Origin of the sequence: Streptomyces asiaticus, assembly GCF_018138715.1 — a bacterium.
GTDB lineage: Bacteria > Actinomycetota > Actinomycetes > Streptomycetales > Streptomycetaceae > Streptomyces > Streptomyces asiaticus.
Genome location: NZ_JAGSHX010000006.1, coordinates 7,312,057 through 7,335,461 on the forward strand (window position 1 = coordinate 7,312,057; position 23,405 = coordinate 7,335,461).

The 23,405-nt window shown below is 70.5% G+C and carries 20 protein-coding genes; 15 read left to right on the forward strand and 5 right to left on the reverse strand.

What is annotated here, in order from left to right:
* Positions 1-2 precede the first annotated feature (2 nt).
* Together prcB and prcA are read left to right on the forward strand one after the other, a co-directional pair.
* Positions 3-848, forward strand: a complete 846-nt coding sequence (gene prcB, locus KHP12_RS39070) for a proteasome subunit beta (RefSeq protein ID WP_086879699.1) — start codon at positions 3-5, stop codon at positions 846-848.
* A 54-nt stretch (positions 849-902) separates the two neighbouring features.
* Entirely contained in the window at positions 903-1,670 is a 768-nt protein-coding gene (gene prcA, locus KHP12_RS39075; RefSeq protein ID WP_086879700.1) for a proteasome subunit alpha, read from the forward strand.
* An 82-nt stretch (positions 1,671-1,752) separates the two neighbouring features.
* On the opposite strand, the gene KHP12_RS39080 is transcribed toward prcA, so the two are convergent.
* Complete coding sequence (locus KHP12_RS39080; RefSeq protein ID WP_086879701.1) at positions 1,753-2,733, reverse strand: LacI family DNA-binding transcriptional regulator; 981 nt, start codon at positions 2,731-2,733, stop codon at positions 1,753-1,755.
* A 415-nt stretch (positions 2,734-3,148) separates the two neighbouring features.
* Between KHP12_RS39080 and KHP12_RS39085 the strand changes: the two genes are divergently transcribed.
* The 11 genes from KHP12_RS39085 (at position 3,149) to KHP12_RS39135 (ending at position 14,438) form a co-directional block, all read left to right on the forward strand.
* On the forward strand, positions 3,149-4,432 hold the full coding sequence (locus tag KHP12_RS39085; RefSeq protein ID WP_086883551.1) for an MFS transporter: 1,284 nt from the start codon (positions 3,149-3,151) through the stop codon (positions 4,430-4,432).
* A 9-nt stretch (positions 4,433-4,441) separates the two neighbouring features.
* Positions 4,442-5,803: a Pup--protein ligase gene (pafA, locus tag KHP12_RS39090; RefSeq protein WP_037956452.1), complete on the forward strand. Its 1,362-nt coding sequence runs from the start codon at positions 4,442-4,444 to the stop codon at positions 5,801-5,803.
* Positions 5,804-5,916: 113 nt separating this feature from the next.
* Complete coding sequence (locus tag KHP12_RS39095) at positions 5,917-6,912, forward strand: FKBP-type peptidyl-prolyl cis-trans isomerase (RefSeq protein WP_211834222.1); 996 nt, start codon at positions 5,917-5,919, stop codon at positions 6,910-6,912.
* A 39-nt stretch (positions 6,913-6,951) separates the two neighbouring features.
* Positions 6,952-7,326 (forward strand): FKBP-type peptidyl-prolyl cis-trans isomerase, encoded by a 375-nt coding sequence (locus KHP12_RS39100; protein WP_037956446.1) that lies wholly within the window; start codon positions 6,952-6,954, stop codon positions 7,324-7,326.
* Between the two features lie 114 nt (positions 7,327-7,440).
* Complete coding sequence (locus KHP12_RS39105; RefSeq protein WP_086883549.1) at positions 7,441-8,406, forward strand: helix-turn-helix transcriptional regulator; 966 nt, start codon at positions 7,441-7,443, stop codon at positions 8,404-8,406.
* Between the two features lie 20 nt (positions 8,407-8,426).
* A complete protein-coding gene (locus KHP12_RS39110) occupies positions 8,427-9,386 on the forward strand; it encodes a helix-turn-helix transcriptional regulator (protein WP_037956441.1) in 960 nt (319 codons plus the stop codon).
* A 13-nt stretch (positions 9,387-9,399) separates the two neighbouring features.
* Positions 9,400-9,642 (forward strand): hypothetical protein, encoded by a 243-nt coding sequence (locus tag KHP12_RS39115; protein WP_037956439.1) that lies wholly within the window; start codon positions 9,400-9,402, stop codon positions 9,640-9,642.
* 10 nt (positions 9,643-9,652) lie between these two features.
* A complete protein-coding gene (locus tag KHP12_RS39120) occupies positions 9,653-9,856 on the forward strand; it encodes a hypothetical protein (RefSeq protein ID WP_037956437.1) in 204 nt (67 codons plus the stop codon).
* Positions 9,857-10,107: 251 nt separating this feature from the next.
* Positions 10,108-10,395 carry a Sec-independent protein translocase subunit TatA gene (gene tatA / locus KHP12_RS39125; RefSeq protein ID WP_037956547.1) on the forward strand — a complete coding sequence of 96 codons (288 nt, stop codon included), beginning with the start codon at positions 10,108-10,110 and terminating at the stop codon, positions 10,393-10,395.
* A 62-nt stretch (positions 10,396-10,457) separates the two neighbouring features.
* On the forward strand, positions 10,458-11,429 hold the full coding sequence (gene tatC / locus KHP12_RS39130; RefSeq protein WP_086883546.1) for a twin-arginine translocase subunit TatC: 972 nt from the start codon (positions 10,458-10,460) through the stop codon (positions 11,427-11,429).
* A 186-nt stretch (positions 11,430-11,615) separates the two neighbouring features.
* Entirely contained in the window at positions 11,616-14,438 is a 2,823-nt protein-coding gene (locus KHP12_RS39135) for a DEAD/DEAH box helicase (RefSeq protein ID WP_086883545.1), read from the forward strand.
* Between the two features lie 66 nt (positions 14,439-14,504).
* Here the strand turns inward: KHP12_RS39135 and KHP12_RS39140 are convergent, their stop codons facing one another.
* From KHP12_RS39140 to KHP12_RS39155, 4 genes are all read right to left on the reverse strand, one after another.
* On the reverse strand, positions 14,505-15,767 hold the full coding sequence (locus KHP12_RS39140; RefSeq protein ID WP_211834223.1) for an IPT/TIG domain-containing protein: 1,263 nt from the start codon (positions 15,765-15,767) through the stop codon (positions 14,505-14,507).
* A gap of 151 nt (positions 15,768-15,918) precedes the next feature.
* Positions 15,919-16,701: an IPT/TIG domain-containing protein gene (locus KHP12_RS39145; RefSeq protein ID WP_086883543.1), complete on the reverse strand. Its 783-nt coding sequence runs from the start codon at positions 16,699-16,701 to the stop codon at positions 15,919-15,921.
* Positions 16,702-17,457: 756 nt separating this feature from the next.
* Entirely contained in the window at positions 17,458-18,339 is an 882-nt protein-coding gene (locus tag KHP12_RS39150; protein ID WP_211834224.1) for a siderophore-interacting protein, read from the reverse strand.
* A gap of 47 nt (positions 18,340-18,386) precedes the next feature.
* Positions 18,387-19,298 carry a 5'-3' exonuclease gene (locus KHP12_RS39155; protein ID WP_037956409.1) on the reverse strand — a complete coding sequence of 304 codons (912 nt, stop codon included), beginning with the start codon at positions 19,296-19,298 and terminating at the stop codon, positions 18,387-18,389.
* Positions 19,299-19,532: 234 nt separating this feature from the next.
* On the opposite strand from KHP12_RS39155, the gene KHP12_RS39160 reads away from it, so the two are divergent.
* Together KHP12_RS39160 and KHP12_RS39165 are read left to right on the forward strand one after the other, a co-directional pair.
* Positions 19,533-20,681, forward strand: coding sequence for a quaternary amine ABC transporter ATP-binding protein (locus KHP12_RS39160; protein WP_037956398.1), 1,149 nt, complete (start codon positions 19,533-19,535; stop codon positions 20,679-20,681).
* Positions 20,674-23,295, forward strand: a complete 2,622-nt coding sequence (locus tag KHP12_RS39165; RefSeq protein ID WP_086883540.1) for an ABC transporter permease/substrate binding protein — start codon at positions 20,674-20,676, stop codon at positions 23,293-23,295. The genes KHP12_RS39160 and KHP12_RS39165 overlap by 8 nt, the downstream gene beginning before the upstream one ends.
* Positions 23,296-23,405 lie beyond the last annotated feature (110 nt).

Genomic DNA, 23,405 nt, shown 5'->3' on the forward strand with positions numbered 1-23,405 from the left:
GTGTGGAAGCCAACACTCGTAGCACAGGGCGTCTGCCGGCTGCCTTCCTGACGCCCGGCTCCTCGTCGTTCATGGACTTCCTGGGCGAGCACTCGCCCGAGCTGCTTCCGGGGAACCGTCCGCTGCCCCCGGTGCAGGGCGCCATCGAGGCCCCCCACGGCACCACCATCGTGGCGGTGACCTTCGCCGGCGGTGTGGTGCTCGCCGGTGACCGCCGCGCCACCATGGGCAATGTCATCGCGCAGCGTGACATCGAGAAGGTCTTCCCCGCCGATGAGTTCTCGGCGGTCGGGATCGCGGGGACCGCCGGTATCGCGGTGGAGATGGTCAAGCTCTTCCAGCTGGAGCTGGAGCACTTCGAGAAGGTCGAGGGCACCGTGCTCTCGCTCGAGGGCAAGGCGAACAGGCTGTCGACCATGATCCGCGGCAACCTCGGCATGGCGATGCAGGGCCTCGCCGTGGTCCCGCTCTTCGCGGGGTGGGACGTCGACCGGGGGAAGGGACGCATCTTCTCCTACGACGTGACCGGGGGGCGTTCGGAGGAGCGCGGCTTCGCCGCCACCGGCTCGGGCTCGATGTTCGCCCGGGGCGCGCTCAAGAAGCTCTATCGCGAGGATTCGACCGAGGAGCAGGCCGCCACGGCCGTGCTCCAGGCGCTCTATGACGCCGCCGACGACGATTCGGCCACCGGAGGGCCGGATCTCGCCCGCCGCATTTATCCGATCATCACCTCCCTTACCGAGGACGGTTTCAAGAGGTTCGGCGAGGACGAGGTGTCCGAACTCGCCCGCGCCATCCATGAACGGCGCCTCGAAGAGCCGGACGGCCCCCGCGCCGCCCTGCTCTGATCAGGACGGTCCAACCGGAATGCATTCGCCGATGACAGAAGGGACGGACAGCCGGTGACGACGCCGTTCTATGTTTCTCCTCAGCAGGCTATGGCCGACCGCGCGGAATACGCCCGTAAGGGCATCGCGCGCGGCCGCAGCGTGGTCGTGCTTCAGTACGCCGACGGCATCGTCTTCGTTGCGGAGAACCCGTCCCGTGCGCTGCACAAGGTCAGTGAGATCTATGACCGGATCGCCTTCGCGGCGGTCGGTAAGTACAACGAATTCGAGAATCTGCGCATCGGCGGTGTCCGTTACGCCGATCTGCGTGGCTATACCTATGACCGCGAGGATGTCACGGCCCGCGGGCTGGCGAATGTCTACGCCCAGACCCTGGGCACGATCTTCTCCAGCGCCGCCGAGAAGCCGTACGAGGTCGAGCTGATCGTCGCCGAGGTCGGGGAGGGCCCCGAGGACGACCAGATCTACCGGCTCCCGCACGACGGCTCCATCGTGGACGAGCACGGCTCGGTCGCCGTCGGTGGCAACGCCGACCAGATCAGCAGCTACCTCGACCAGCGCCACCGGGACGGCATGACCCTTGCCGAGGCCCTCAAGCTGGCCGTCGACTCGCTCTCCCGTGACAACAACGGCGGGGAGCGCAGCCTCACCGCCGAGCAGCTCGAGGTCGCGGTCCTGGACCGCACCCGCCCCCAGAAGCGCAAGTTCAAGCGCGTCCTGGGCGGCCAGCTCTCCCGGCTCCTGGAGCCCGGAGAGGGCGGGGCCGACGCGGAGGCGTCGGCCGAGTCCCCGGAGGAGTCCTCCTCGGAGTCCGAGGACTGACCCGCCCGCCACCGTTTTATCTCTCCGCCACCGCCGCCCCGGCCCACCGGGGCGGCGGTGGCGTCATGGGGCCGGGCCCGGGTCAGGACCGTGGGGGAGCGGCCGTGGAGCCTCGGGGGATCAGGTCGACGGGGAGCACGGTGTCCTGGGGTGTCTCGCCGTCCAGGAGTGTCATCAGGGCCCGCATACCTGCCGCGCCCACCGCCTCCGCCGGGAGCCGGACCGTGGTCAGCTCCGGCTCCACCGCCGTGGCCAGGGCCAGATCGTCGAAGCCGGTCACCGAGATGTCGTCCGGGACCCGCAGGCCCAGCCGCCGGGCCGCCTTGCAGGCGCCCGCGGCCAGGATGTCGTCGTCGCAGACGAGCGCGGTCGGCCGGGGCCCGGGGCGGGCCAGAACGCGCTCGGCGGCCCGGCGGCCCTCCTCGACGCTCAGCTCCGCCGGTTCGGCGCTCAGCTCGGCGCCCGGCACCCCGTCCACCGCCTCCGCCAGCGCCCGGGCGCGGACCCGGAAGGTCCAGGAGTCCACCGCCGCCGCGAGCTGGGCCACCCGGCGGTGGCCGAGCCCCAGCAGATGTCCGGCCACCTGCCGCGCCCCGTCCGCGATGTCGAGGTTGACCGTGGCCGCCGCGGCCGCGTCGTCCGGGTCGCTGTCGAGCATCACCAGCGGCAGTCCGCCGCCGCGCACCGCGACCAGCGCGTCGGCCGCCATGGAGGAGGCGATCACCCCGTCCAGCGAGGCGCGCGCCGAGTCGAACGGATCCCGGGCCGGGCCCACGCCCTCGGGGGACGGATAGAGCACCACACCGAAGCCGTGGTCGGCGGCGACCCGCGCGGCGCCGGTGTAGACGCGGGCGAAGAACTCGGTCGTGAGGGCGGGCACCACCAGCAGCACGGTCCTGGTGCGGCCCAGACGGAGGCTGCGGGCCGCGAGATTGGGGCGGTAGCCGAGATCCCGCGCGGCGGCGCGCACGGTCTCCGCGGTGCGCTCGGAGACCCGTCCGGGCCACTTCTCCCCGAGCACCAGGGAGACGGTCGCCTGGGACACGCCCGCCGCGCGCGCCACATCCCGGCTCGTCGCCCGTCCGGTCGCCGGGCGTCCCGCGCCCGCCCCGCCGCCCGGGGCCGTTCCGCCGCCGCCCGGGGCCGTTCCGCCGCTGCCCGGAGCCGTCCCGCCTCCGCCCGGGCCCCCGCGCCGCGCGGACTCACCCGTCCGGCCGGTTCCCCGGGAACCTCTCCCGGCGGCCCCGTCCGCCGCATGGGCGCGGTCCGCGCTCGCCACCATCGCCTCCGCTCCCCTCGGTCGCCGTACGGCCGACCGCAGGCTTCATTTCCGGTCCGCGAGTGGACCCGCGGTGGCGGCCATGGTACGTATGACGCTGGACGTTATACGTACAACGTCATCCACGACCCGCGACGCGCTCGCGACAACGCACCGGAATCCACTGGAATCCACCGGAACCCGCAGGAAGGGGCAGGCAATGGCGGCTGGCTACGGGGAACTGCTGCGCACCCCACACGCGGCACGGCTGCTCACCGGCACGCTGCTGGGACGGCTTCCGAACGCCACCGCCGCCCTCGCCGTGCTGCTCTTCGCCCGCGCCGAGGGCGGCAGCTACGCCCTCGCCGGGGCGCTGTCGGCCGTCTACGGCGCGGCCAACGCGGTGGGCCAGCCGCTGCTGGGCCGGGCCGTGGACCGCCTCGGCCAGCCCCGGGTGATGCTCCCCGCCGCCGTGGTCTCGGCGCTCGGGATGGTCCTGTTCGCCGTCGTCGGACTCGAGCCGCTGCCCGCGGCGTACGCGGCGATGCTGATCGCCGGGCTGTTCACCCCGCCGCTGGAGGGCGGGCTGCGGGCGCTGTGGCCCACCGTGCTGCGGCGCGAGGACCAGGTGCACGCGGCGTACGCGCTGGACGCCGTGGCCCAGGAGGTGATGTTCGCGGTCGGCCCGCTGCTGGTCACCCTGTCCGTGGCCGTGTGGTCAGAGGCGGCCGCGCTGCTGGTCATCAACGCCGTCGGGGTCGCGGGCGCGCTCTCCGTCGTGGTCTCGCGGCCCTCGCGGCAGTGGCGCTCCGCGCCGCGCGAGGCGCACTGGCTGGGCGCGCTGCGCTCGCCCGGGCTGCTGGTGCTGCTCGGCTCGTTCTTCTTCATCGGGCTCGCCCTCGGCGCGATCGCGGTGGCCGCGGTGGCGTACGCCGACGAGCACGGCGGCGGCGTGGTCTCCAGCGCGCTGCTCTCCGCCCTCGGCGTGGGCGCGCTGGTCGGCGGCGTCGTCTACGGCGGCCGCACCTGGCCCGGCGCGCCCGAGCGGCGGCTGCGGCTGCTCGTGGCCGCACTGGCGCTGGGCTATCTGCCGCTGATGCTGGTGCCGGGCGTCGCCGCGATGACCGTCCTCGCCGGGCTGGCGGGTGTGTTCCTCGCCCCGGCACTGGCCTGCGCCTTCGTCGTCGTGGACCGCCACGCGCCGTCCGGCACGGTCACCGAGGCGTTCTCCTGGCTGGTGACCACCTTCGTGGTGGGCAACGCGGTCGGCACCGCCGTGGCCGGGCCCGCCGTCCAGTTCGGCGGGGTGGCCCCCGGATTCGCGGTGCCCGCGGCCGGTGGCGCGGCCGCGCTGGCGGTGCTGCTGGCCGCCCAGCGGTTCCTCCTGGACGGGCCGCGGCCCGTCGTTCGGCCGGCCGCGTACCGGACACCGGATGAACCTCGCGCGGAAAATGATCGCAACCATGCCGCCGAACCCGGTTTCAGAGCACGCCATCAGGCGTAATGTTCAGGCATGGACCGCCGCATTTTCGGGCTGGAGAACGAGTACGGCGTCACGTGCACATTCAGGGGACAGCGCCGGTTGTCTCCTGACGAAGTGGCGCGGTACCTCTTCCGCCGTGTCGTCTCCTGGGGCCGCAGCAGCAATGTCTTCCTGCGCAACGGCGCCCGCCTCTATCTCGACGTGGGCTCGCACCCGGAATACGCGACACCCGAGTGTGACAACGTGACCGAGCTGGTCACCCACGACAAAGCGGGCGAGCGCATTCTCGAAGGTCTGCTCGTGGACGCGGAGCGTCGCCTGCACGAGGAGGGAATCGCGGGCGACGTCTATCTCTTCAAGAACAACACCGACTCCGCGGGCAACTCCTACGGCTGCCACGAGAACTATCTGGTGGCACGGCACGGGGAGTTCTCCCGGCTCGCCGACATTCTCATCCCGTTCCTGGTGACGCGACAGCTCCTGTGCGGCGCGGGCAAGGTCCTCCAGACCCCCCGCGGCGCGGTCTACTGCGTCAGCCAGCGCGCCGAGCACATCTGGGAGGGCGTCAGCTCCGCCACGACCCGCTCCCGGCCGATCATCAACACCCGCGACGAACCCCACGCCGACGCCGAGCGCTACCGCCGGCTGCATGTCATCGTGGGCGACTCCAACATGTCCGAGACCACCATGCTGCTCAAGGTCGGCGCCACCGACCTGGTGCTCCGCATGATCGAGGCGGGCACGGTGATGCGCGACCTGACCCTGGAGAACCCCATCCGGGCGATCCGCGAGGTCAGCCACGACATCACCGGGCAGCGCAAGGTGCGGCTCGCCAGCGGGCGCGAGGCGTCCGCCCTGGAGGTGCAGCAGGAGTACTACGAGAAGGCCGTCGACTTCTGCGAGCGCCGGGGCATCCGCACCGGCATGGTCGAGCGCGTCCTCGAGCTGTGGGGCCGCACCCTCGACGCGATCCGCACCGAGGAGCTGGACCGGATCGGCACCGAAATCGACTGGGTGATGAAGTACCAGCTCATCGAGCAGTACCGGGCGAAGAACAACATCACCATGTCGCATCCCCGCATCGCCCAGATAGACCTCGCCTACCACGACATCCACCGCCGCCGTGGCCTCTACTACCTGCTGGAGAGGCGCGGCCAGGCGGCCCGGGTCTGCAACGACTTGAAAATCTTCGAGGGCAAGTCGGTGCCACCGCAGACCACCCGCGCCCGGCTGCGCGGCGACTTCATCCGCCGGGCCCAGGAGCAGCGCCGCGACTTCACCGTCGACTGGGTGCATCTGAAGCTCAACGACCAGGCGCAGCGCACCGTGCTGTGCAAGGACCCCTTCCGCTCGGTCGACGACCGGGTGGAGAAGCTGATCGCCGGTATGTGACCGGCGTACGGCTTACCTTCCCCTCGGGCCCCGTGCGTTCTCCGGACGGGGCCCGAGTCACGTCGTAGAGTGGCGCGCACTGGCCATCTCAAGATCTACCTAACGAGGACTCCGTGCGTCGACGCTCCGTACTCCTTGCCGTGCCCGCGGGCCTGCTGACACTCGCGGGCTGCGGTGACGAAAAGTCAGGGTCCGACAAGACCAAGCCGTCCCAGGAGCCGACGAACCAGAGTCCCTCACCGGCCCCCAGCGGCAAGATCGTCTCCGGCCCGGTGCCGGCCATTACCGCGGGTAAGAAGTTCGGTGAGAAGCCGAAGGTCGCCAAGGGCTCGGGGAAGCCCCCGCAGAGTCTCGCGGTCAAGACGATCAGCCAGGGCGACGGCAAGAAGACGGTCAAGGGCGACTGGCTCCAGATCAACTACCTGGCGCAGATCTGGGACACCGGGAAGGTCATCGACAACACCTTCGACAAGAAGAAGACCGCCGCGTTCCCGATCGGCAAGGGCCAGGTCCTCCCGGGCTGGGACCAGGGACTGCTGGGCCGGAACCTCGGCAGCCGGCTGGAGCTGGCCGTCCCGCCCGCGTACGCCTACGGCAAGCAGGGCCAGCCGCAGGCCGGTATCAAGGGCACCGACACGCTGGTCTTCGTCATCGACCTCGTCGGCGCCTACAACGCCAAGAGCTCGGCCAAGGGCAGCAAGGTGGAGCAGAAGAACGCCGACCTGCCCAAGGTGTCCGCCAACACCGACGGCAAGGCGCCCAGCATCACCGTCCCCAAGAAGTCCCCGCCGAAGAAGCTGGTCTCCGAGTACGTCATCGAGGGTGACGGCAAGGAGGTCAAGAAGACCGACGCGCTGCTCGTCCAGTACCGGGGCGTGCTGTGGGACGGCGGCAAGGAGTTCGACTCCACCTACAAGCGCGGCGAGCTCGCCCAGTTCTCGCTCCAGCAGGTCGTCAAGGGCTGGTCGCAGGGGCTGACGGGGAAGAAGGTGGGCAGCCGGGTGCTGATCGTCGTGCCCCCGGACCTGGGCTACGGCAAGGCGGCGCAGAAGGGCATCCCCGCCAACTCCACGCTGGTGTTCTCCGTGGACATCCTGGCGGTTCTGTAGCCTGTGCGGGTTGCCCACCACGTCACAAGGAGCAATTTCGTGAGCATCGAGAAGCCCGAGGTCGACTTCCCGGGCGGCGAGCCGCCGGCCGAGCTGGAGATCAAGGAGATCTGGGAGGGCGACGGGCCCGTGGCCAAGGCCGGCGACAACATCGCCGTGCACTATGTGGGCGTCTCCTTCAGCACGGGTGAGGAGTTCGACGCGAGCTACAACCGCGGCACTCCGCTGCGGATCCAGCTCGGCGTGGGCCAGGTCATCTCCGGCTGGGACCAGGGCCTCCAGGGGATGAAGGTCGGCGGCCGCCGTCAGCTCATCGTCCCGCCGCACCTCGGCTACGGCGACCGGGGCGCCGGCGGTGGCCGGATCAAGCCGGGCGAGACGCTGATCTTCGTCTGCGACCTGATCTCGGTCTGAGACGGCCGTCCGTCGCGCCGAGGGCTCCTGCCGGTGAGCGGGGGCCCTCGGCTTTTGCCGCGCGTGCCGGTAGCGGTACGGTCACGTGCGTAAGGTCACGAAGAAGGGGCGTCGATGGCGATTGCCAAGGCCGAGCGGTTGATGAACCTGGCCCTGTGCCTGCTGGGAACGCGGCGTCCGCTGACCAAACGGGAGTTGCGGGGCTCCATAGAGGCGTACCTCCAGACCGACACGGCCAATGACGAAGCGTTCAACCGCATGTTCGAACGCGACAAGGACGATCTGCGTGAACTCGGCCTGATCATCGAGACGGTGGAGGGCCTCGACGGCGAGACCGGCTATCTCGCCCGCCGGGACAGCAACCGCCTCCCGCCGATCACCCTCGACGCCGAGGAGGCCGCCGCCCTCGGCCTCGCCGCCAAGGTCTGGCAGCAGGCCCGGCTCGCGGGCGCCGCCAGCGGCGCGCTACAGAAGCTGCGCGCCGCCGGGATGCCGGTCGCCGAGGATCCGTACGACACGCCCGGGCACAGCGCGCTGGAGCCGCGTATCCCGGTCCATGAGAGCGCCTTCGAACCGCTGATGCTCGCCTGCCGCGACCGCCGCCCCGTCGTCTTCGACTACCGCAAGGCGAACGCCGCGCGCCCCGAGCAGCGGCAGGTCGAGCCCTGGACCCTGGAGTGCTGGCGCGGCCACTGGTATCTCGCCGGATGGGACCGTGACCGCGCCGCCGAGCGGGTCTTCCGGCTCTCCCGGATCACCGGCCGGGTCCGGCTGCGGTCCGGCGCGTTCACCGCCGAGGTGCCCGACCACGTCACCGTCCGGGAGACCGTGGAGAGCTGGGCGGGCGAGACGGCCAACGGCACCGCCCGGATCCGGCTGCGCTCGGGCCACGGCTATCCGCTGCGGGCCAAGGCGCTGTCCACCCGGGAGGCCGGCGACGGCTGGGACGAGCTGGAGATTCCGTACGGGCACGGCCTGGACGCCTGGCTCGTGGAGTTCGGCCCGGACGTGGTCGTACTGGCGCCCGAGGAGCTGCGGGCGGATGTCGTGGACCGGCTGCGCGCGGTCGCCAAGGGCTGAGGGGACGGATCTACTTCATCATGGCCGGAAACGCCATTGACCAGACCCGGCGGATGCTCTCCCTGGTGACGTATCTGCGCGAGCGCCCCGGCGCCCGCGTCGCCGACGTCGCCCGGGCCTTCGGCATCAGCGAGGACGAGCTGATCGCCGACCTGGATGTGCTGCCGCTGTGCGGCACCAGCTTCCGCGGCGGCGATCTGATGGACATCGACACCGACGGCGAGCGGATCTGGTGGCACAACCCCGATGACGTGGCCGAGCCGCTGCGGCTGGCCGCCGACGAGGCCACCGCGCTGCTGGTCGCCGCCCGCGCCGTCGCCACCCTCCCCGGGCTGCGCGAGGGCGACCGGGACGCGCTGCTGCGGGCCACCGCCAAGCTGGAGGCCGCGGCGGGCGAGGCGGCGGGCGCCAGCTCCCGGCTCTCGGTGATCTTCGAGTCGGAGGGCGGGGTCTTCGCCGACGTCGACCGCGCCATCTCCGAGCGCCGCAGGCTGTGGCTGCGCTACTACTCACCCGCGCGCGACGAGGTCACCGAGCGCGAGGTCGACCCGATCCGGCTCTTCGCCGTCGGCCGCACCTACATGGAGGCGTGGTGCCGCCTCTCCGAGGCGCGGCGGACCTTCCGGCTGGACCGGGTCGTCGAGATCAAGCTGCTGGACGACGCCTCCGATCCGCCGCCGATCGAGCTGCGCGACCTGTCGGAGCTGTCCTCCGCGCTGGTGCAGACCGGTGCCGAGGACCCCGAGGTGGTCGTCGAGGTCGGCCCCGGCGGGCGCTGGGTCGCCGAGTACTACCCGCACGACAGCGCCGATGAGCTGCCCGACGGCGGCCTCCGGATCACGCTGCGCGCGCCCGACCCCGGCTCGCTGCGGCGCCTGGCGCTGCGGCTGGGCAGGGACGGCAGGATCGTCTCGCCGCAGGAGCTGGCGGACAGTGCTCGGGACGCGGCGCGGCAGGCGCTCGCGGCGTACGGTGAGTGAAGGGACGCACACAGTGACCGCACGGGGGAGTGCCACGTCGGTGATCTTCAAGGCGGCGTGCCCGCAGTGCCGCGGCCGGTTCGAGCTGGCCGCGGGCGCCCTGCGGCTGGCCATCGGGGCCAGCCACCGCACCACCTTCTACTCCTTCACCTGCCCCGACTGCGGAACCGCGGTGCGCAAACCGGCGGGGGAGCGGATCGTGGAGCTGCTCACCGGCGGTGGGGTGCGTACACTGCGGCTCCACTCCACCGTCTAGGCTCTGCCGCATGCTCTGGCCGATGCTCGCCCTCGCCCTCGCCTTCTGCGGAATCGCCGTTCTCGCCGTGCTCTCGGTGCGGGTCTACACGGAGGTCCGCAGGCTGGCCCGGCAGGTGTCGGCCAGCTCGGAGCGGATCACCCGGGCCGCGGAGGACCTGGAGCGGGCCTCGGCTCCGCTGGGGTCGACCGTCGACGCTCTGCGCCGGCAGTGAGGGGCCGCTCCGCGTCGGCGGTGACCGCCGCCGCTGATGGGCACTCTGCTGCCGCACAGCCAAGCGGGGTACGCTGACAATTCGTGGCCCCGGAAACGAGGCGGAGGGCCGCAACCCGGAGTCCGCACGGGGATTGCTTACGGTTTACCCCCGCGCGCTACGATCGCTGACAGCACGGCTGCCGGACACCTGTCCGACCGGTCGGGCAGCCCCACCCCCCAGCCGCCTCGGTGAGAAGGTAGACGCTTATGCTGTTCGGAAAGATCGGCGTTCCCGAGATTCTCCTCATCCTTGTCGTCGTGCTGCTGCTGTTCGGTGCCAAGAAGCTTCCGGACATGGCGCGCTCGCTGGGCAAGTCGGCCCGGATCCTCAAGAGCGAGGCGAAGGCCATGAAGTCGGATGGCCAGCAGCAGAGCGCGCCGGCCGACCCGCCCCACCCCGGTCAGGACGACGCCACTCACCGCACCATCCAGGCCGCGCCCGGAGACGTGACCAGCTCGCGCCCGGTGTCGGAGCCGAGCGACACCACCAAGCGCTGACCCAGGGCCACTTGAAGGCGGCGCGAAGGGCCGCCACCGGACGCACGAGATGAGGACGTGGGTTGCTCAAGTCTGCCCGCAAAAAGGAGAAGGACCCCGAGGGGCGGATGCCCCTCTCCGAGCACCTGCGTGAGCTGCGCAACCGGCTGCTCAAATCGGTCCTGGCGATCTGTGTGATCACGATCATCGCGATGTTCTACTACATGGACATCGCGAAGTTCCTGATGCGGCCGGTGCTGGACGCCGTCGGCTGTGGCGGAGTCTCGTTCTCCGACCTCACCGGCAAGGGAGGCGCGGGGGGCAAGGGTCACGACTGCGCCTACTTCACCGTGAACGGTCTGCTGTCGCCGTTCACGATCATGCTGAAGGTCTCCTTCACGACCGGTCTGGTGGTGGCCACTCCGGTCTGGCTCTACCAGCTGTGGGCCTTCCTCGCGCCCGGGCTGCACCGCAACGAGAAGAAGTACGGCCTGTTCTTCGTCGGGCTCGGCGTCCCGCTCTTCGTCGGCGGCGCGTACTTCGCGTACCTGATCCTGCCGACCAGCGCCAAGGTCCTCATCGGCTTCACCCCGGAGGGGGCCAACAACCTCCTCCCGCTGGACGACTTCCTCGATCTGCTGGCCCGGATGGTCGTCGTCTTCGGGCTCGCCTTCGAGCTTCCGCTGCTGCTGATCCTGCTGAACTTCACCGGCATCCTCAGCGGACGCCGGATGCTCGGCTGGTGGCGCGCCATGATCATGGGGATCACGGTCTTCGGCGCCATCGCCACTCCCAGCACCGACCCGATCGGCATGTTCGCCCTGGCGGGGCCGGTCGTCGTGCTCTACTTCGGCGCCGTCGGCGTCTCTCTGCTCAACGACCGGCGCAAGGCGCGCCGCCGGGAAGCCGACCCGGACTTCGGCCTGAGCGACGACGAGGCGTCCCAGCTGGATCTGACCCCCGAGGCCGTGGCCGCGCCCAGTGCCAGGCCGGAGCTCACCGACGGGGACGACTCCGGTCCCACCCGGCGCAACGGCTACGACGACGTCACATAGCCGCATCCGGCCGTCCGCCGCAGTGTCCGGCATATCCGGCCGTACCCGGTCCCACCCGCCCGCCTGTGGCCGCCCATCGGGCGGCCCGGCGGGCGGCTCGCCGAGCGGCCCGGTCCGGCGGGCCGAACAAAGCCCCGATAAAGATCGCGTGCGCTGTCGGAGGTGGCCGGTAGGCTCGTAGATACGATGACCGACGAGCTATCTCCCGCCGAGCGCTATGCGGCGTCCCGCGCCCGGGCCGCCGAGCAGGCCACCGCGCTGGCCCCCTTCCGCCAGATGTACGACTTCGAGCTGGACCCGTTCCAGATCGAGGCGTGCAAGGCCCTGGAGAGCGGCAAGGGTGTGCTGGTCGCCGCTCCCACCGGCTCGGGCAAGACCATCGTGGGCGAGTTCGCCGTCCACCTGGCGCTGACCCAGGGCCGCAAGTGTTTCTACACCACGCCCATCAAGGCGCTGTCGAACCAGAAGTACACCGACCTGGTGAAGCGCTACGGCGCCGACCAGGTCGGCCTGCTCACCGGGGACAACAGCGTCAATTCCGAGGCCCCGGTGGTCGTGATGACCACCGAGGTGCTGCGGAACATGCTCTATGCCGGCTCCCAGTCGCTGCTCGGACTCGGCTATGTGGTGATGGACGAGGTCCACTACCTCTCCGACCGGTTCCGCGGCGCGGTGTGGGAGGAGGTCATCATCCACCTCCCCGCGTCGGTGACGCTGGTGTCACTCTCCGCGACCGTCTCCAACGCCGAGGAGTTCGGCGACTGGCTGGACACCGTCCGCGGCGACACCGAGGTCATCGTCTCCGAGCACCGTCCGGTGCCACTGTGGCAGCACGTGCTGGCCGGGCGCCGGATGTACGACCTGTTCGAGGAGAAGCACGGCCAGGACGGCGACCAGGGCGGGCGCCGCGAGGTCAACCCCGATCTGGTCCGGCTGGCCCGGATGGAGAACAGCCGCCCCTCCTTCGGCCGCGACAAGCGCCGCGGCCGCAATATGCGCGAGGCCGACCGGGAGCGCGAGCGCCGTCAGCGCAGCCGGATCTGGACCCCCGGCCGCCCCGAGGTGATCGACCGGCTCGATGCCGAGGGGCTGCTTCCGGCCATCACCTTCATCTTCAGCCGGGCCGGCTGCGAGGCCGCGGTCCAGCAGTGCCTCCACGCGGGGCTGCGGCTCAACGACGAATCGGCGCGCTCCCGGGTGCGGGCCATCGTCGAGGAGCGCACCGCCGGGATCCCCGACGAAGACCTCCATGTGCTGGGGTACTTCGAATGGCTCGAGGGCCTGGAGCGGGGCATCGCGGCCCACCACGCCGGAATGCTCCCCACCTTCAAGGAAGTTGTCGAGGAGCTCTTCGTCCGCGGCCTGGTCAAGGCGGTCTTCGCCACCGAGACCCTCGCCCTCGGCATCAACATGCCCGCCCGCTCGGTGGTGCTGGAGAAGCTCGTCAAGTGGAACGGCGAGCAGCACGTCGACATCACCCCCGGTGAGTACACCCAGCTGACCGGCCGCGCCGGGCGGCGCGGTATCGACGTCGAGGGCCATGCGGTGGTGCTGTGGCAGCGCACCATGGACCCCGCGGCGCTCGCCGGGCTGGCCGGCACCCGCACGTATCCGCTGCGCTCCTCCTTCAAGCCGTCGTACAACATGGCGGTCAACCTGGTCTCCCAGTTCGGGCGGCACCGCTCGCGCGAGCTGCTGGAGACCTCCTTCGCGCAGTTCCAGGCCGACAAGGCGGTCGTCGGGATCTCCCGTCAGGTGCAGCGCAACGAGGAGGGCCTCGAGGGCTACCGCGCCTCCATGACCTGTCACCTCGGCGACTTCGACGAGTACGCGCGGCTGCGCCGCGAGCTGAAGGACCGCGAGACCGAGCTGGCCCGGCAGGGCGCGGCCCAGCGGCGCGCGGCCGCCGCGGTCGCCCTGGAGAAGCTGCGCCCCGGCGATGTCATCCACGTGCCCACCGGCAAGTTCGCCGGGCTCGCCCTGGTGCTGGACCCCGGGCTGCCCGCCGGGCGGGTGGGCGGCCACCGGGGCATGGAGTACCACGACGGGCCGCGGCCCCTGGTGCTCACCGCCGAGCGGCAGGTCAAGCGGCTGGCGTCGATCGACTTCCCGGTCCCGGTCGAGCCGCTGGACCGGATGCGGATCCCCAAGTCGTTCAATCCGCGCAGCCCCCAGTCGCGCCGCGATCTGGCCTCCGCGCTGCGCACCAAGGCGGGCCACCACGATATGCGGCGCCACCGCAAGGAGCGCTCGCCCGCCGCCGACGACACCGAGATCAGCAGGCTGCGCGCGGCCATCCGGGCCCACCCCTGCCACGGCTGTAGCGACCGCGAGGACCACGCCCGCTGGGGCGAGCGCTACCACCGGCTGCTGCGCGACACCCGGCAGCTGGAGCGGCGCATCGAGGGCCGTACGAACACCATCGCCCGCACCTTCGACCGGATCTGCTCCCTGCTGAGCGAGCTCGGCTATCTGCGCGGTGACGAGGTCACGGACGAGGGCAGACGGCTGGCGCGGCTGTACGGCGAGCTGGACCTGCTGGCCAGCGAGTGCCTGCGCGAGGGCGTCTGGGAGGGGCTGCCCCCGGCCGAGCTCGCGGCCTGTGCCTCCGCGCTCGTGTACGAGGCGCGGACGGCCGATGACGCGCTGCCGCCCAAGCTGCCCACGGGCCGCGCCAAGGACGCGCTCGGCGAGATGGTGCGCATATGGGGGCGGCTGGACGCCCTGGAGGAGGAGCACAAGATCAACCAGGCGGAGGGCGTCGGCCAGCGCGAGCCGGACCTGGGCTTCGCCTGGGCCGCCTACCGCTGGGCCTCCGGCCACGGGCTCGACGAGCTGCTGCGCGAAATCGACATGCCCGCGGGTGACTTCGTGCGCTGGACCAAGCAACTGATCGATGTGCTCGGCCAGATCGCCGCCGCGGCCCCCGAGGGCACGGTGGCGCGCAGCGCCCGCCGCGCGGTCGACGGGCTGCTGCGCGGAGTCGTGGCGTATTCCTCGGTCGGCTGAGCCCGTCGCCACGGCCCGCCGGGCCCGTCGCCACGGCCCGCCGGGCCCGTCGCCACCGCGGTGGGCTCAGACCGGATCGTAGGTGAAGGGGAGGGTGTTGCTGTTGCCCGCGGGGGTGTGGAGCTGAACATTGACGGTTCCGGCCGCATGCGCCGGAGCCGTCGCCACGGCCAGGTTGTCCGAGAGGACGCTGAAGGAGGCCGGGACTCCGCCGAAGGTCACGGAGTCGGTGTACGTGAGGTTGGAGCCGTTGATCGTGACGGAGTCGCCGCCCAACGACGAACCCTCGTCCGGGATCAGCGAATTGATCACCGGGGCGCCGAGGTACGTGTAGTACGGGTTCCCCGGGCCCAGGGTGCTGGTGCCGCCCGGTGTGGTCACGGTGACCACGACCGTCCCGGTTCCGGGAGGAGCGGTCGCCGTCAGCTGGCTGTCGGAGATCACGGTGAAGCCGGTGGCGAGGCTGGGGCCGAAGTGGACGGCGCTCGCCAGGGCCAGGCCGCTGCCGGTGATGGTGACGGAGTTGCCGCCGGTGTCCGGACCGAACTGCGGGCTCACACCGGTGACGACCGGGGCGGCGACATAGATGTACGACAGCGGATTGCTGATGCCCCCCGGCGTGGTGACGGTCACATTCACCACCGACGCCGGTCCCGCGGGTGCGGTGACGGTGATGTGGGTGGCGGTGTTGGTGAGGATGGTGGCGGGGGTGGTGCCGAAGAGGACTTGGGTGGTGCCGGTGAGGTTGGTGCCGGTGATGGTGACGGTGTTTCCGCCGGAGGTGGGGCCGGAGGTGGGGCTGAGGTTGGTGAGGGTGGGGGCGGAGACCGTGGAGTAGGTGTAGGGGAGTGAGTTGCTGGTGCCGCCGGGCGTGGTGGCGGTGACGTTGACGGTGCCGGTGCCCGCGGGTGCGGTGACGGTGATCTGGGTGGGGGTATTGGTGAGGATGGTGGCGGGGGTGGTGCCGAAGAGGACTTGGGTGGTGCCGGTGAGGTTGGTGCCGGTGATGGTGACGGTGTTTCCGCCGGAGGTGGGGCCGGAGGTGGGGCTGAGCGCGGTGAGCACCGGAGCCGCGACCGTCGCATAGGTGAAGAACACGTTCTGGGTGCTGGTCCCCGTCGGCCCCGTGACCGTGACCTTGGCCGTGCCGCTCCCCGGCGGAGTCCTTGCCGTGATCTGTGTGTTGCTCACGACGACCACATTGGTGGCGAGATTCGCGCCGAACCTGACCACGGTGGCGCCGATGAAGCCGGAACCATTGATGGTGACAGGGGTGCCCCCGGCCGGATTGCCTTGGGTGGGGCTGACGCTGGTCACTACGGGGGCCATGATGCCCTCTCCTTCTTGAGCCGTGCGGACGGCCGTGCCCTGACCGGCGGGACGTCGGCCAGGGCACGGGGGATCGGAAATCACCGTGTGCCATGCGGGGCGCTGACCCGGGGGACGACCATGCGGGGCTCGCCCGCCCCCGGTCGGTGGATCAGGTGACGGTGAAGGCGCCGGGGCCGGATGTGCCGCCACAGGTGGTGATCGTGAAGGCCCCGGCGCCCGCGGCCGCCGCGGCGGGCACCGCGGTGACGATGGACGTGGCGTCGATGGGCGTGAAGGGCAGGCCCGTGAAGGCGGTGGCGGCCGAGTCGGTGAACGTGACGTCGGTGATGCCGATGAGGCAGGTGGCGCCGGAGATGGTGGTCTGGGTCCCCGCCGCGCCCGTGGCAGGGGTCAGCGTGGCGGCGGTCAGAGTCGGCGCGTTGTAGTAGTCGATCAGGGTGGCGCCCGCGCTGCCCGTGCCGCCGGCCGTGGTGACGGTGACCTGCTGGGTGTCGAAGCAGCCGGCCGGGGTGTGCGCCGGGGCCGTGACGGTGACCTGGGTATTGCTGCCGCCGGCGGCGAAGGCGACCGGGGTGAGCGCGCCCACGTTGACGGTGCCCCCGGCCGCGAAGCCGGTGCCGAAGACCGTGATCGAACCACCGGCGGCGGGCAGGCAGGTCCCGTTCAGTCCCGTGGTCGTCGGCTTCACGATGACGAAGAACGGCACCGAGTTGGTCCTGGTGCCGTTCGACAGGTTGGTGCTGACCGAGACCTGGCCGGAGCACGGCGCGGAGGAGGGAACCACGAAGGTGACCACGGTGTTGGAGACCGCCGTCGGGGTGACGACGGCGCCGCCGAAGTTCACCGAGACGGTCGTGCCCAGCGAGGTGCCGTTGATGTTGACGGTGGTGCCGACCGTGCCCTGGCTGGGGGTGAGGGAGGTGATGGGCATGAGTTTTCTCCTGTTCGATCGTCTTGCTGTGGTCGGGTGTGCCGGGAGAGGCGGGATGGGCACGTGGCCGTTGCCCGCACCGGCTTCCGTCGCGCAGAGGGGTGGAAGGGGAGACGGACCCTCGGGGCCTGGGACGCCATGGCCTTCAGCGGGGACCGCATGACCGGTGATGGCGACTTGAGAGGGGACGTGACTCGTGCCCGGGTGCCGGCCGTAAGAGGGCGAGTCATGCATGGAGTGGGTCGGCGCCGAGGTCACCGTGGTGCCGAACTCTCGCTCGATGTGAGTCAACCAAAAGAGGGATAGGTGCGGAAGGTGCGAAAAAGGCTCGAACGGAGCTCATATGACGATATGTCAAGCCTTTGCGGTGAACTCCCGCGAGCCGGAGTGCGCCCTCCGAGCCGCCGGATCGACGCCGGTCGCTCGGCCGCACTTGCTCAGGCGGCACATGCGGCGGCCCCGGATGTCGGCACACGCAGCGGCCCCGGCCGGATGCTCCCGGCCGGGGCCTGATGGTCGTACGCGCCGCGTCCCCTGCGCGGCGCCCTGCTGCGCGCCGCGTCGCCTGCGCGTTACACCTCTCCGCACCGTGTCCCCTGCGCGCCGGGTCAGCTACGCGCCGCATTCCCTGCGGGCCCTGTCCCCTGCGGCGGCGTCGATGCGGTGCCCTGCGCGACGCCTTCCTGCGCGCCGCGCCCCCCGCACGGCGCCGGTGCGGTGCCCTTACGTGACGACTTCCTGCGCGGCGACAGTCGCCTACGCGGCGGCCTCCCCGGGCCCCGCGCCCTCCTGCTCGGCCTCGACCTGCTGGTTCCACTCCCGCTTCGACGCCTGCCAGCCGTCCTCGTCATGGCCGCGCCGCCAGTAGCCGGAGATGGACAGCCGCTCGCGCGGGATCTGGCGCTCCAGGCGCAGATGGCGGCGGATCTCCTTCACGAAGCCCGCCTCGCCGTGGACGAAGGCGTGGATCTGCCCGGGTGGGAACTCCAGCCCCCGCACGGCCGCCACCAGCGTCTCGCCGACCGGCGCCGCGCCCCGGTGCAGCCAGTTCACCTGGACCCCCTCGGGCACGGTGACCTTGAGCTCCTCCGTTTCGTCCGCCACCTCGATGAACACGTGCACCGGCACCTCGGGCGCACCATCCGCCCGGCTGTCGGTGAGCCGCTCCAGCGCCGTGGCGATCGCGGGCAGCGCGCTCTCGTCGCCCGCGAGCAGATGCCAGTCGGCCTCGGCGCTGGGGGCGTACGCGCCGCCCGGCCCCATGAAGTGGATCTCCTCGCCCGGCTGGACCCGGGCGGCCCACGGCCCGGCCAGCCCTTCGTCGCCATGGGTCACGAAGTCCACCGTCAGCTCCCGGGCGGCCGGGTCCCACGCCCGTACCGTGTACGTCCGTGTGACCGGCCACTGCTCGCGCGGGAACTCGGCACGGATCCGCTCCAGGTCGAACGGCTCGGGGTAGACGGCGCCCCCGGTCGGGAAGAGCAGCTTGATGTAGTGATCGGTCCACTCGCCCGCATGGAAATCCGCGAGGCCGTCGCCGCCCAGGACGACCCGCACCATGTGCGGGGTCAGCCGGTCGGTGCGCACCACCTGTGCGCGATGCGGCGTGCGCGTCTTACGGGCCGGACGGTCCGCCATGGCGACCTCCCTGATCAACAAGAGTTAGGTTTACCTAACCTAACAGCTCATTCCTCAAGAGTGGACAGCAGCCTGCGCAAAGATCCGCCCAATCCCCAGCGCTCCGCCAGCGCCGCCACGGCTCCAGGGTCGCGCGGTGACCGCGGCAGTGTCGGGTCGAAGGCGGGAAGCGCCACGTCAGAGGCGACCCGGACCACTTTCGGGGCGACCTCGACATACGCCCGCGCCTCGGCCAGCCGCTTGCGCTGGGTGGGGGTCAGCTTGGCGGCGGGGTCGTCGACGGCGGCCATGATCCCGGCCAGGTCGCCATGGGCGGCCAGCAGTTTGGCCGCGGTCTTCTCGCCGACGCCGGGCACCCCCGGCAGCCCGTCGCTGGGGTCGCCGCGCAGCAGCGCCAGCTCCGCGTACCCCCGGCCGGTCACTCCGTACTTCTCGCGGACATAGGACTCGTCGACGACCTGGAGGGTGCCCACGCCCTTGACGGGGTACAGCACCCGCACCCCGCGCTCGTCGTCCACCAGCTGGAACAGATCGCGGTCGCCGGTGACGATGTCGACCGGGCCGGCCGCCCGGCCGGTGAGCGTGCCGATCACATCGTCGGCCTCGTAGTCCGCGGCGCCGACCCGGGCGATGCCGATCGCGTCCAGTACCTCGTCGATCACCGGGACCTGCGGGGAGAGGGTGTCCGGCACCTCCTCCTGGTCCACCCCGGCCCCCTCCGGGGCCTCCTCGGCCACCCGGTGGGCCTTGTACGTGGGGATCAGGGCGACCCGCCAGGCGGGGCGCCAGTCGAAGTCCATGCAGGCCACCAGGTCGTCCGGGCGGTGGTCCTGGACGAGCCGGGCGATGAAGTCCAGGAGGCCGCGCACGGCGTTCACCGGCGTGCCGTCGGGGGCCCGGACCGAGTCCGGGACCCCGAAATAGGCTCGGAAGTAGAGGGAGGCGGTGTCGAGGAGCATCAGGCGTCGCGTCACGATCCCGACTATGCACTACCCCACTGACACCGATCCCGAGGATAATGTGAACTGGATCACCGTTTGGTTTACGCCAAATCGATCGGGGCAGGCGCGCCCCCGGAGCGAACCCGTTCAGTGATTCAACTTTTGCGGCGGTCAGCGGTCCGATGCCGTACCGCTCCACGACCCGCCGGCGGGGGTGGCGGGTCGTTTTTTGGTGCGATCTGAGAGGTACATGTGGCCAAATTGCGAGCCGAACACCTGTACAAGGTGTTCGGCAGACGACCCGATGAGGCGGTGGCGCGGCTGGAAGGCGGCGCGGACCGCGAGGAGCTCCGGGCGAACGGTACGACCGCGGCGGTCGTCGATGCCTCCTTCGCCGTCGAGGCGGGCCAGATTTTCGTCGTCATGGGTCTGTCCGGGTCCGGCAAGTCCACCCTGTTGCGGATGTTGAACGGGCTGCTGGAGCCGACCGCCGGGCGTGTGCTCTTCGACGACGACGATCTGACCGCGCTCTCCCCCAAGGGTCTGCGCGAGGTCCGGTCCCGCAAGATCAGTATGGTCTTCCAGCACTTCGCCCTCTTCCCGCACCGCAGCGTCCTGGAGAACGCCGCCTACGGCCTCGAGGTGCAGGCCGTGCCGCGCGAGGAGCGCGTCCGGCGCGCCACCGAGGCGCTGGAGCTGGTGGGCCTGGCCGGCTGGGAGAAGTCCTGGCCCGATGAGCTCTCCGGCGGTATGCAGCAGCGCGTCGGCCTCGCCCGGGCCCTGGCCACCAACGCCGACATGCTGCTGATGGACGAGTCCTTCAGCGCGCTGGACCCGCTGATCCGCCGCGATATGCAGGATCAGCTGCTCCAGCTCCAGAAGCGGCTCAAGAAGACCATCGTCTTCATCACCCACGACCTGAACGAGGCCATGCGGCTCGGCGACCGTATCGCCGTGATGCGCGACGGCCAGATCGTCCAGATCGGCACCGCCGAGGACATCCTGGTCACCCCCGCCAACGACTACGTCGCCTCCTTCACCCAGGACGTGGACCGCAGCCGGGTGCTGACCGCCGGCGCGATCATGGCCGAGCCGGAGGAGGTGCTGGGCACCAAGACCGACGACGGCACCACGCTGCGCACCGCGCAGGACGTGCTGGCCGCTGCCCCCGCCACCGTCACCGAGGGCACCCCGATCATCGAGCTGTTCCAGCCCTGCTCGCGCAGCGGAGTCGCGGTCGCCGTCACCGGCGACGACGGCGCGCTCACCGGCGTCGTCACCCGCGCCCGGCTGCTCGCCGCCCTCGGCGAGCCGGACGGCGGGCCCGACCGGGCCCAGTCGCCGTCCGGTGGCGCTCCGGACGCGCCCGAGACCACCAAGAAGGTGATCACCGGTGCCTAGGCTTCAGCTCGGCGACTGGATCAACTCCGGCGTCAACTGGCTCCGAGACAATCTGAGCTGGCTCTTCGACTTCATCTCCAGCGTCGTCCAGGGCATGTACGACGGGGTGAACACGGTGCTCAGCGGCCCCGAGCCGCTGCTGCTCGCGGGCATCCTGGCGCTGCTCGCCTGGTGGCTGCGCGGGCTGCTGCCCGCCGTGCTCGCCTTCCTGGGATTCGCCCTCATCGACTCGATCGAGTTGTGGGGCGAGGCGATGAACACCCTCGCACTGGTGCTGGTCGCCGGTGTGATCACCATCGTGTTCGCGGTGCCGCTCGGCATCTGGGCCTCGCGCAACCGCGCGGTGAGCGCCGTGATCCGTCCGGTGCTGGACTTCATGCAGACGATGCCCGCCTTCGTCTACCTGATCCCCGGCATCTTCTTCTTCGGCCTCGGGGTGGTCCCCGGTGTCGTCGCCACCGTCATCTTCTCGATGCCCCCGGGCGTCCGCATGACGGAACTGGGCATCCGGCAGGTGGACGCGGAGCTGGTCGAGGCGGCCGACGCCTTCGGCACCCATCCGCGCCGCACCCTGCTGCGCGTCCAGCTCCCGCTGGCCCTGCCCACCATCATGGCGGGCGTCAACCAGGTGATCATGCTGGCGCTGTCCATGGTCGTCATCGCCGGTATGGTCGGCGCCGAGGGCCTGGGCTCCACCGTCTTCCAGGCGATCAGCTCCGTGGATGTGGCCATGGGCTTCGAGGGCGGTATCGCGGTCGTCATCCTGGCCATGTACCTGGACCGGATGACCAGCGCGCTCAATCAGCGCGTCTCCCCGCTGGCCCGCCGCGCGCTGGCCAAGGAGAAGGCCAAGGCGCTCAGCGGCCTGAAGGTGCTGCACTGGCGCCCCGCGACCTCCGTCGCCATGGTCGGTGTGGTCGTCCTGGCGCTGGTCGCCGGCGGTATGAGCATGTTCGGCGGCGATAACGAGGGCCCCAAGGTCTCCGCCAACGTCGGCAAGGGCCAGTCGGTCAACATCGGCTACATCAACTGGGACGAGGGCGTCGCCTCCACCTTCCTGTGGAAGGAGCTCCTGGAGCAGCGCGGCTTCAAGCCCAAGGTGCAGTCGTACGACGTCGGCGCGCTGTACACCGGTATGGCCGCGGGCAACATCGACTTCGAGACGGACTCCTGGCTGCCCACCACCCACGCCTCGTACTGGTCGAAGTACAAGAGCAAGCTGGAGAACCTGGGCTCCTGGTACGGCCCCACCTCCCTGGAGGTCGCGGTCCCCTCGTACGTCAAGGGCGTCAAGACCCTGGAGGACCTCGAGAAGAAGTCCAGCACCTTTAAGAAGAAGATCGTCGGCATCGAGCCCGGTGCCGGTGAGATGAAGCTGATGCAGGACAAGGTCATGCCGGGCTATGGGCTGAACAAGAACTTCAGCCTGGTCAAGGGCTCCACCGCGGCCATGCTCTCGCAGCTGGACCGCTCCTACGCCAAGAAGGAGCCGATCGCGGTCACCCTGTGGTCCCCGCACTGGGCGTACGACAAGTACAAGCTCACCAAGCTGAAGGACCCCAAGGGCGCCTTCGGCAAGGGCGACCACATCGACTCCCTCGCGCGCAAGGGCTTCTCCAAGGAGAACCCGCAGGTCGCCAAGTGGATCAAGAACTTCAAGCTGGACGAGAAGCAGCTCACCAGCCTGGAGTCGGCCATCCAGGACGCCGGTAAGGGCAAGGAGCAGCAGGGCGTGCGCGCCTGGCTGAAGCAGAACCCGGGCATGGCCAACAAGCTCGCCCCGGTGCCCGGCGGCGTCGACCAGAAGGGCAAGGACGCGGGCGCCGCGCCGATGATCGGCTACTTCCCGTGGGACGAGGACATCGCCACCACCTACCTGTGGAAGAACGTCCTCGAGCGGCGCGGCTACAAGCCGGAGATCAAGCAGTACGACGTCGGCTCCATGTTCACCGGCATGAGCACCGGACAGGTCGACGTCGAGTTCGACGGCTGGCTACCGGTCGCCCAGAAGCAGTACTGGGACAGATACAAGAAGAACCTGGTCGACGTCGGGTCGTGGTACGACAAGACCTCCCTGGAGATCGCGGTGCCGTCCTACGTCAAGGACGTGAAGTCGCTCGCCGACCTCAAGGGGAAGGGCGGCACCTTCGACGGCAAGATCGTCGGCATCGAGCCCGGGACCGGCGAGATGAAGCTCCTGAAGGGCAAGGTGCTCAAGGAGTACGGCCTGGACAAGGAGTACAAGGTCAGCGACGGCTCCTCGCCGGCGATGCTGGCCGAGCTGGAGCGGTCGTACGCCAAGAAGGAGCCGGTGGCCGTGGTCCTGTGGACCCCGCACTGGGCCTACACCAAGTACAAGCTGACCAAGCTCGCCGACCCGAAGAAGGCGTTCGGGGCCAGCAACCAGCTCCACACCCTCGCCAACAAGTCCTTCCCGAAGAAGTTCCCCGAGTTCAACGGGTGGCTGAAGAAGTGGCACATGACCGAGAAGGAGCTGGCGACCCTGGAGCAGGCCATCCAGGACGCCGGTAAGGGCAACGAGGAGAAGGGCGTCCAGAAGTGGATGGACGCCCACCCCGGCATCGTCGACAAGATGGCGCCGGTGACTTCCTGACCCACCGTCCGCACCACGCACACCGCGGCCCGGAGCGCATGCTCCGGGCCGCGGTGCTGTGTTGCCCCGTCCTGCGGGCGATGTGCCGTGCCGGGCGCCGTGCCGTGCTG

Coding starts and splice junctions, on each gene's coding strand:
- KHP12_RS39135 (WP_086883545.1), top strand. CDS start 11,616: ATGACCGACGAGCTATCTCCCGCCGAGCGCTATGCGGCGTCCCGCGCC.
- pafA (WP_037956452.1), top strand. CDS start 4,442: ATGGACCGCCGCATTTTCGGGCTGGAGAACGAGTACGGCGTCACGTGC.
- KHP12_RS39155 (WP_037956409.1), bottom strand. CDS start 19,298: ATGCTCCTCGACACCGCCTCCCTCTACTTCCGAGCCTATTTCGGGGTC.
- KHP12_RS39105 (WP_086883549.1), top strand. CDS start 7,441: ATGGCGATTGCCAAGGCCGAGCGGTTGATGAACCTGGCCCTGTGCCTG.
- KHP12_RS39145 (WP_086883543.1), bottom strand. CDS start 16,701: ATGCCCATCACCTCCCTCACCCCCAGCCAGGGCACGGTCGGCACCACC.
- KHP12_RS39120 (WP_037956437.1), top strand. CDS start 9,653: ATGCTCTGGCCGATGCTCGCCCTCGCCCTCGCCTTCTGCGGAATCGCC.
- KHP12_RS39110 (WP_037956441.1), top strand. CDS start 8,427: ATGGCCGGAAACGCCATTGACCAGACCCGGCGGATGCTCTCCCTGGTG.
- KHP12_RS39140 (WP_211834223.1), bottom strand. CDS start 15,767: ATGGCCCCCGTAGTGACCAGCGTCAGCCCCACCCAAGGCAATCCGGCC.
- KHP12_RS39150 (WP_211834224.1), bottom strand. CDS start 18,339: ATGGCGGACCGTCCGGCCCGTAAGACGCGCACGCCGCATCGCGCACAG.
- KHP12_RS39085 (WP_086883551.1), top strand. CDS start 3,149: ATGGCGGCTGGCTACGGGGAACTGCTGCGCACCCCACACGCGGCACGG.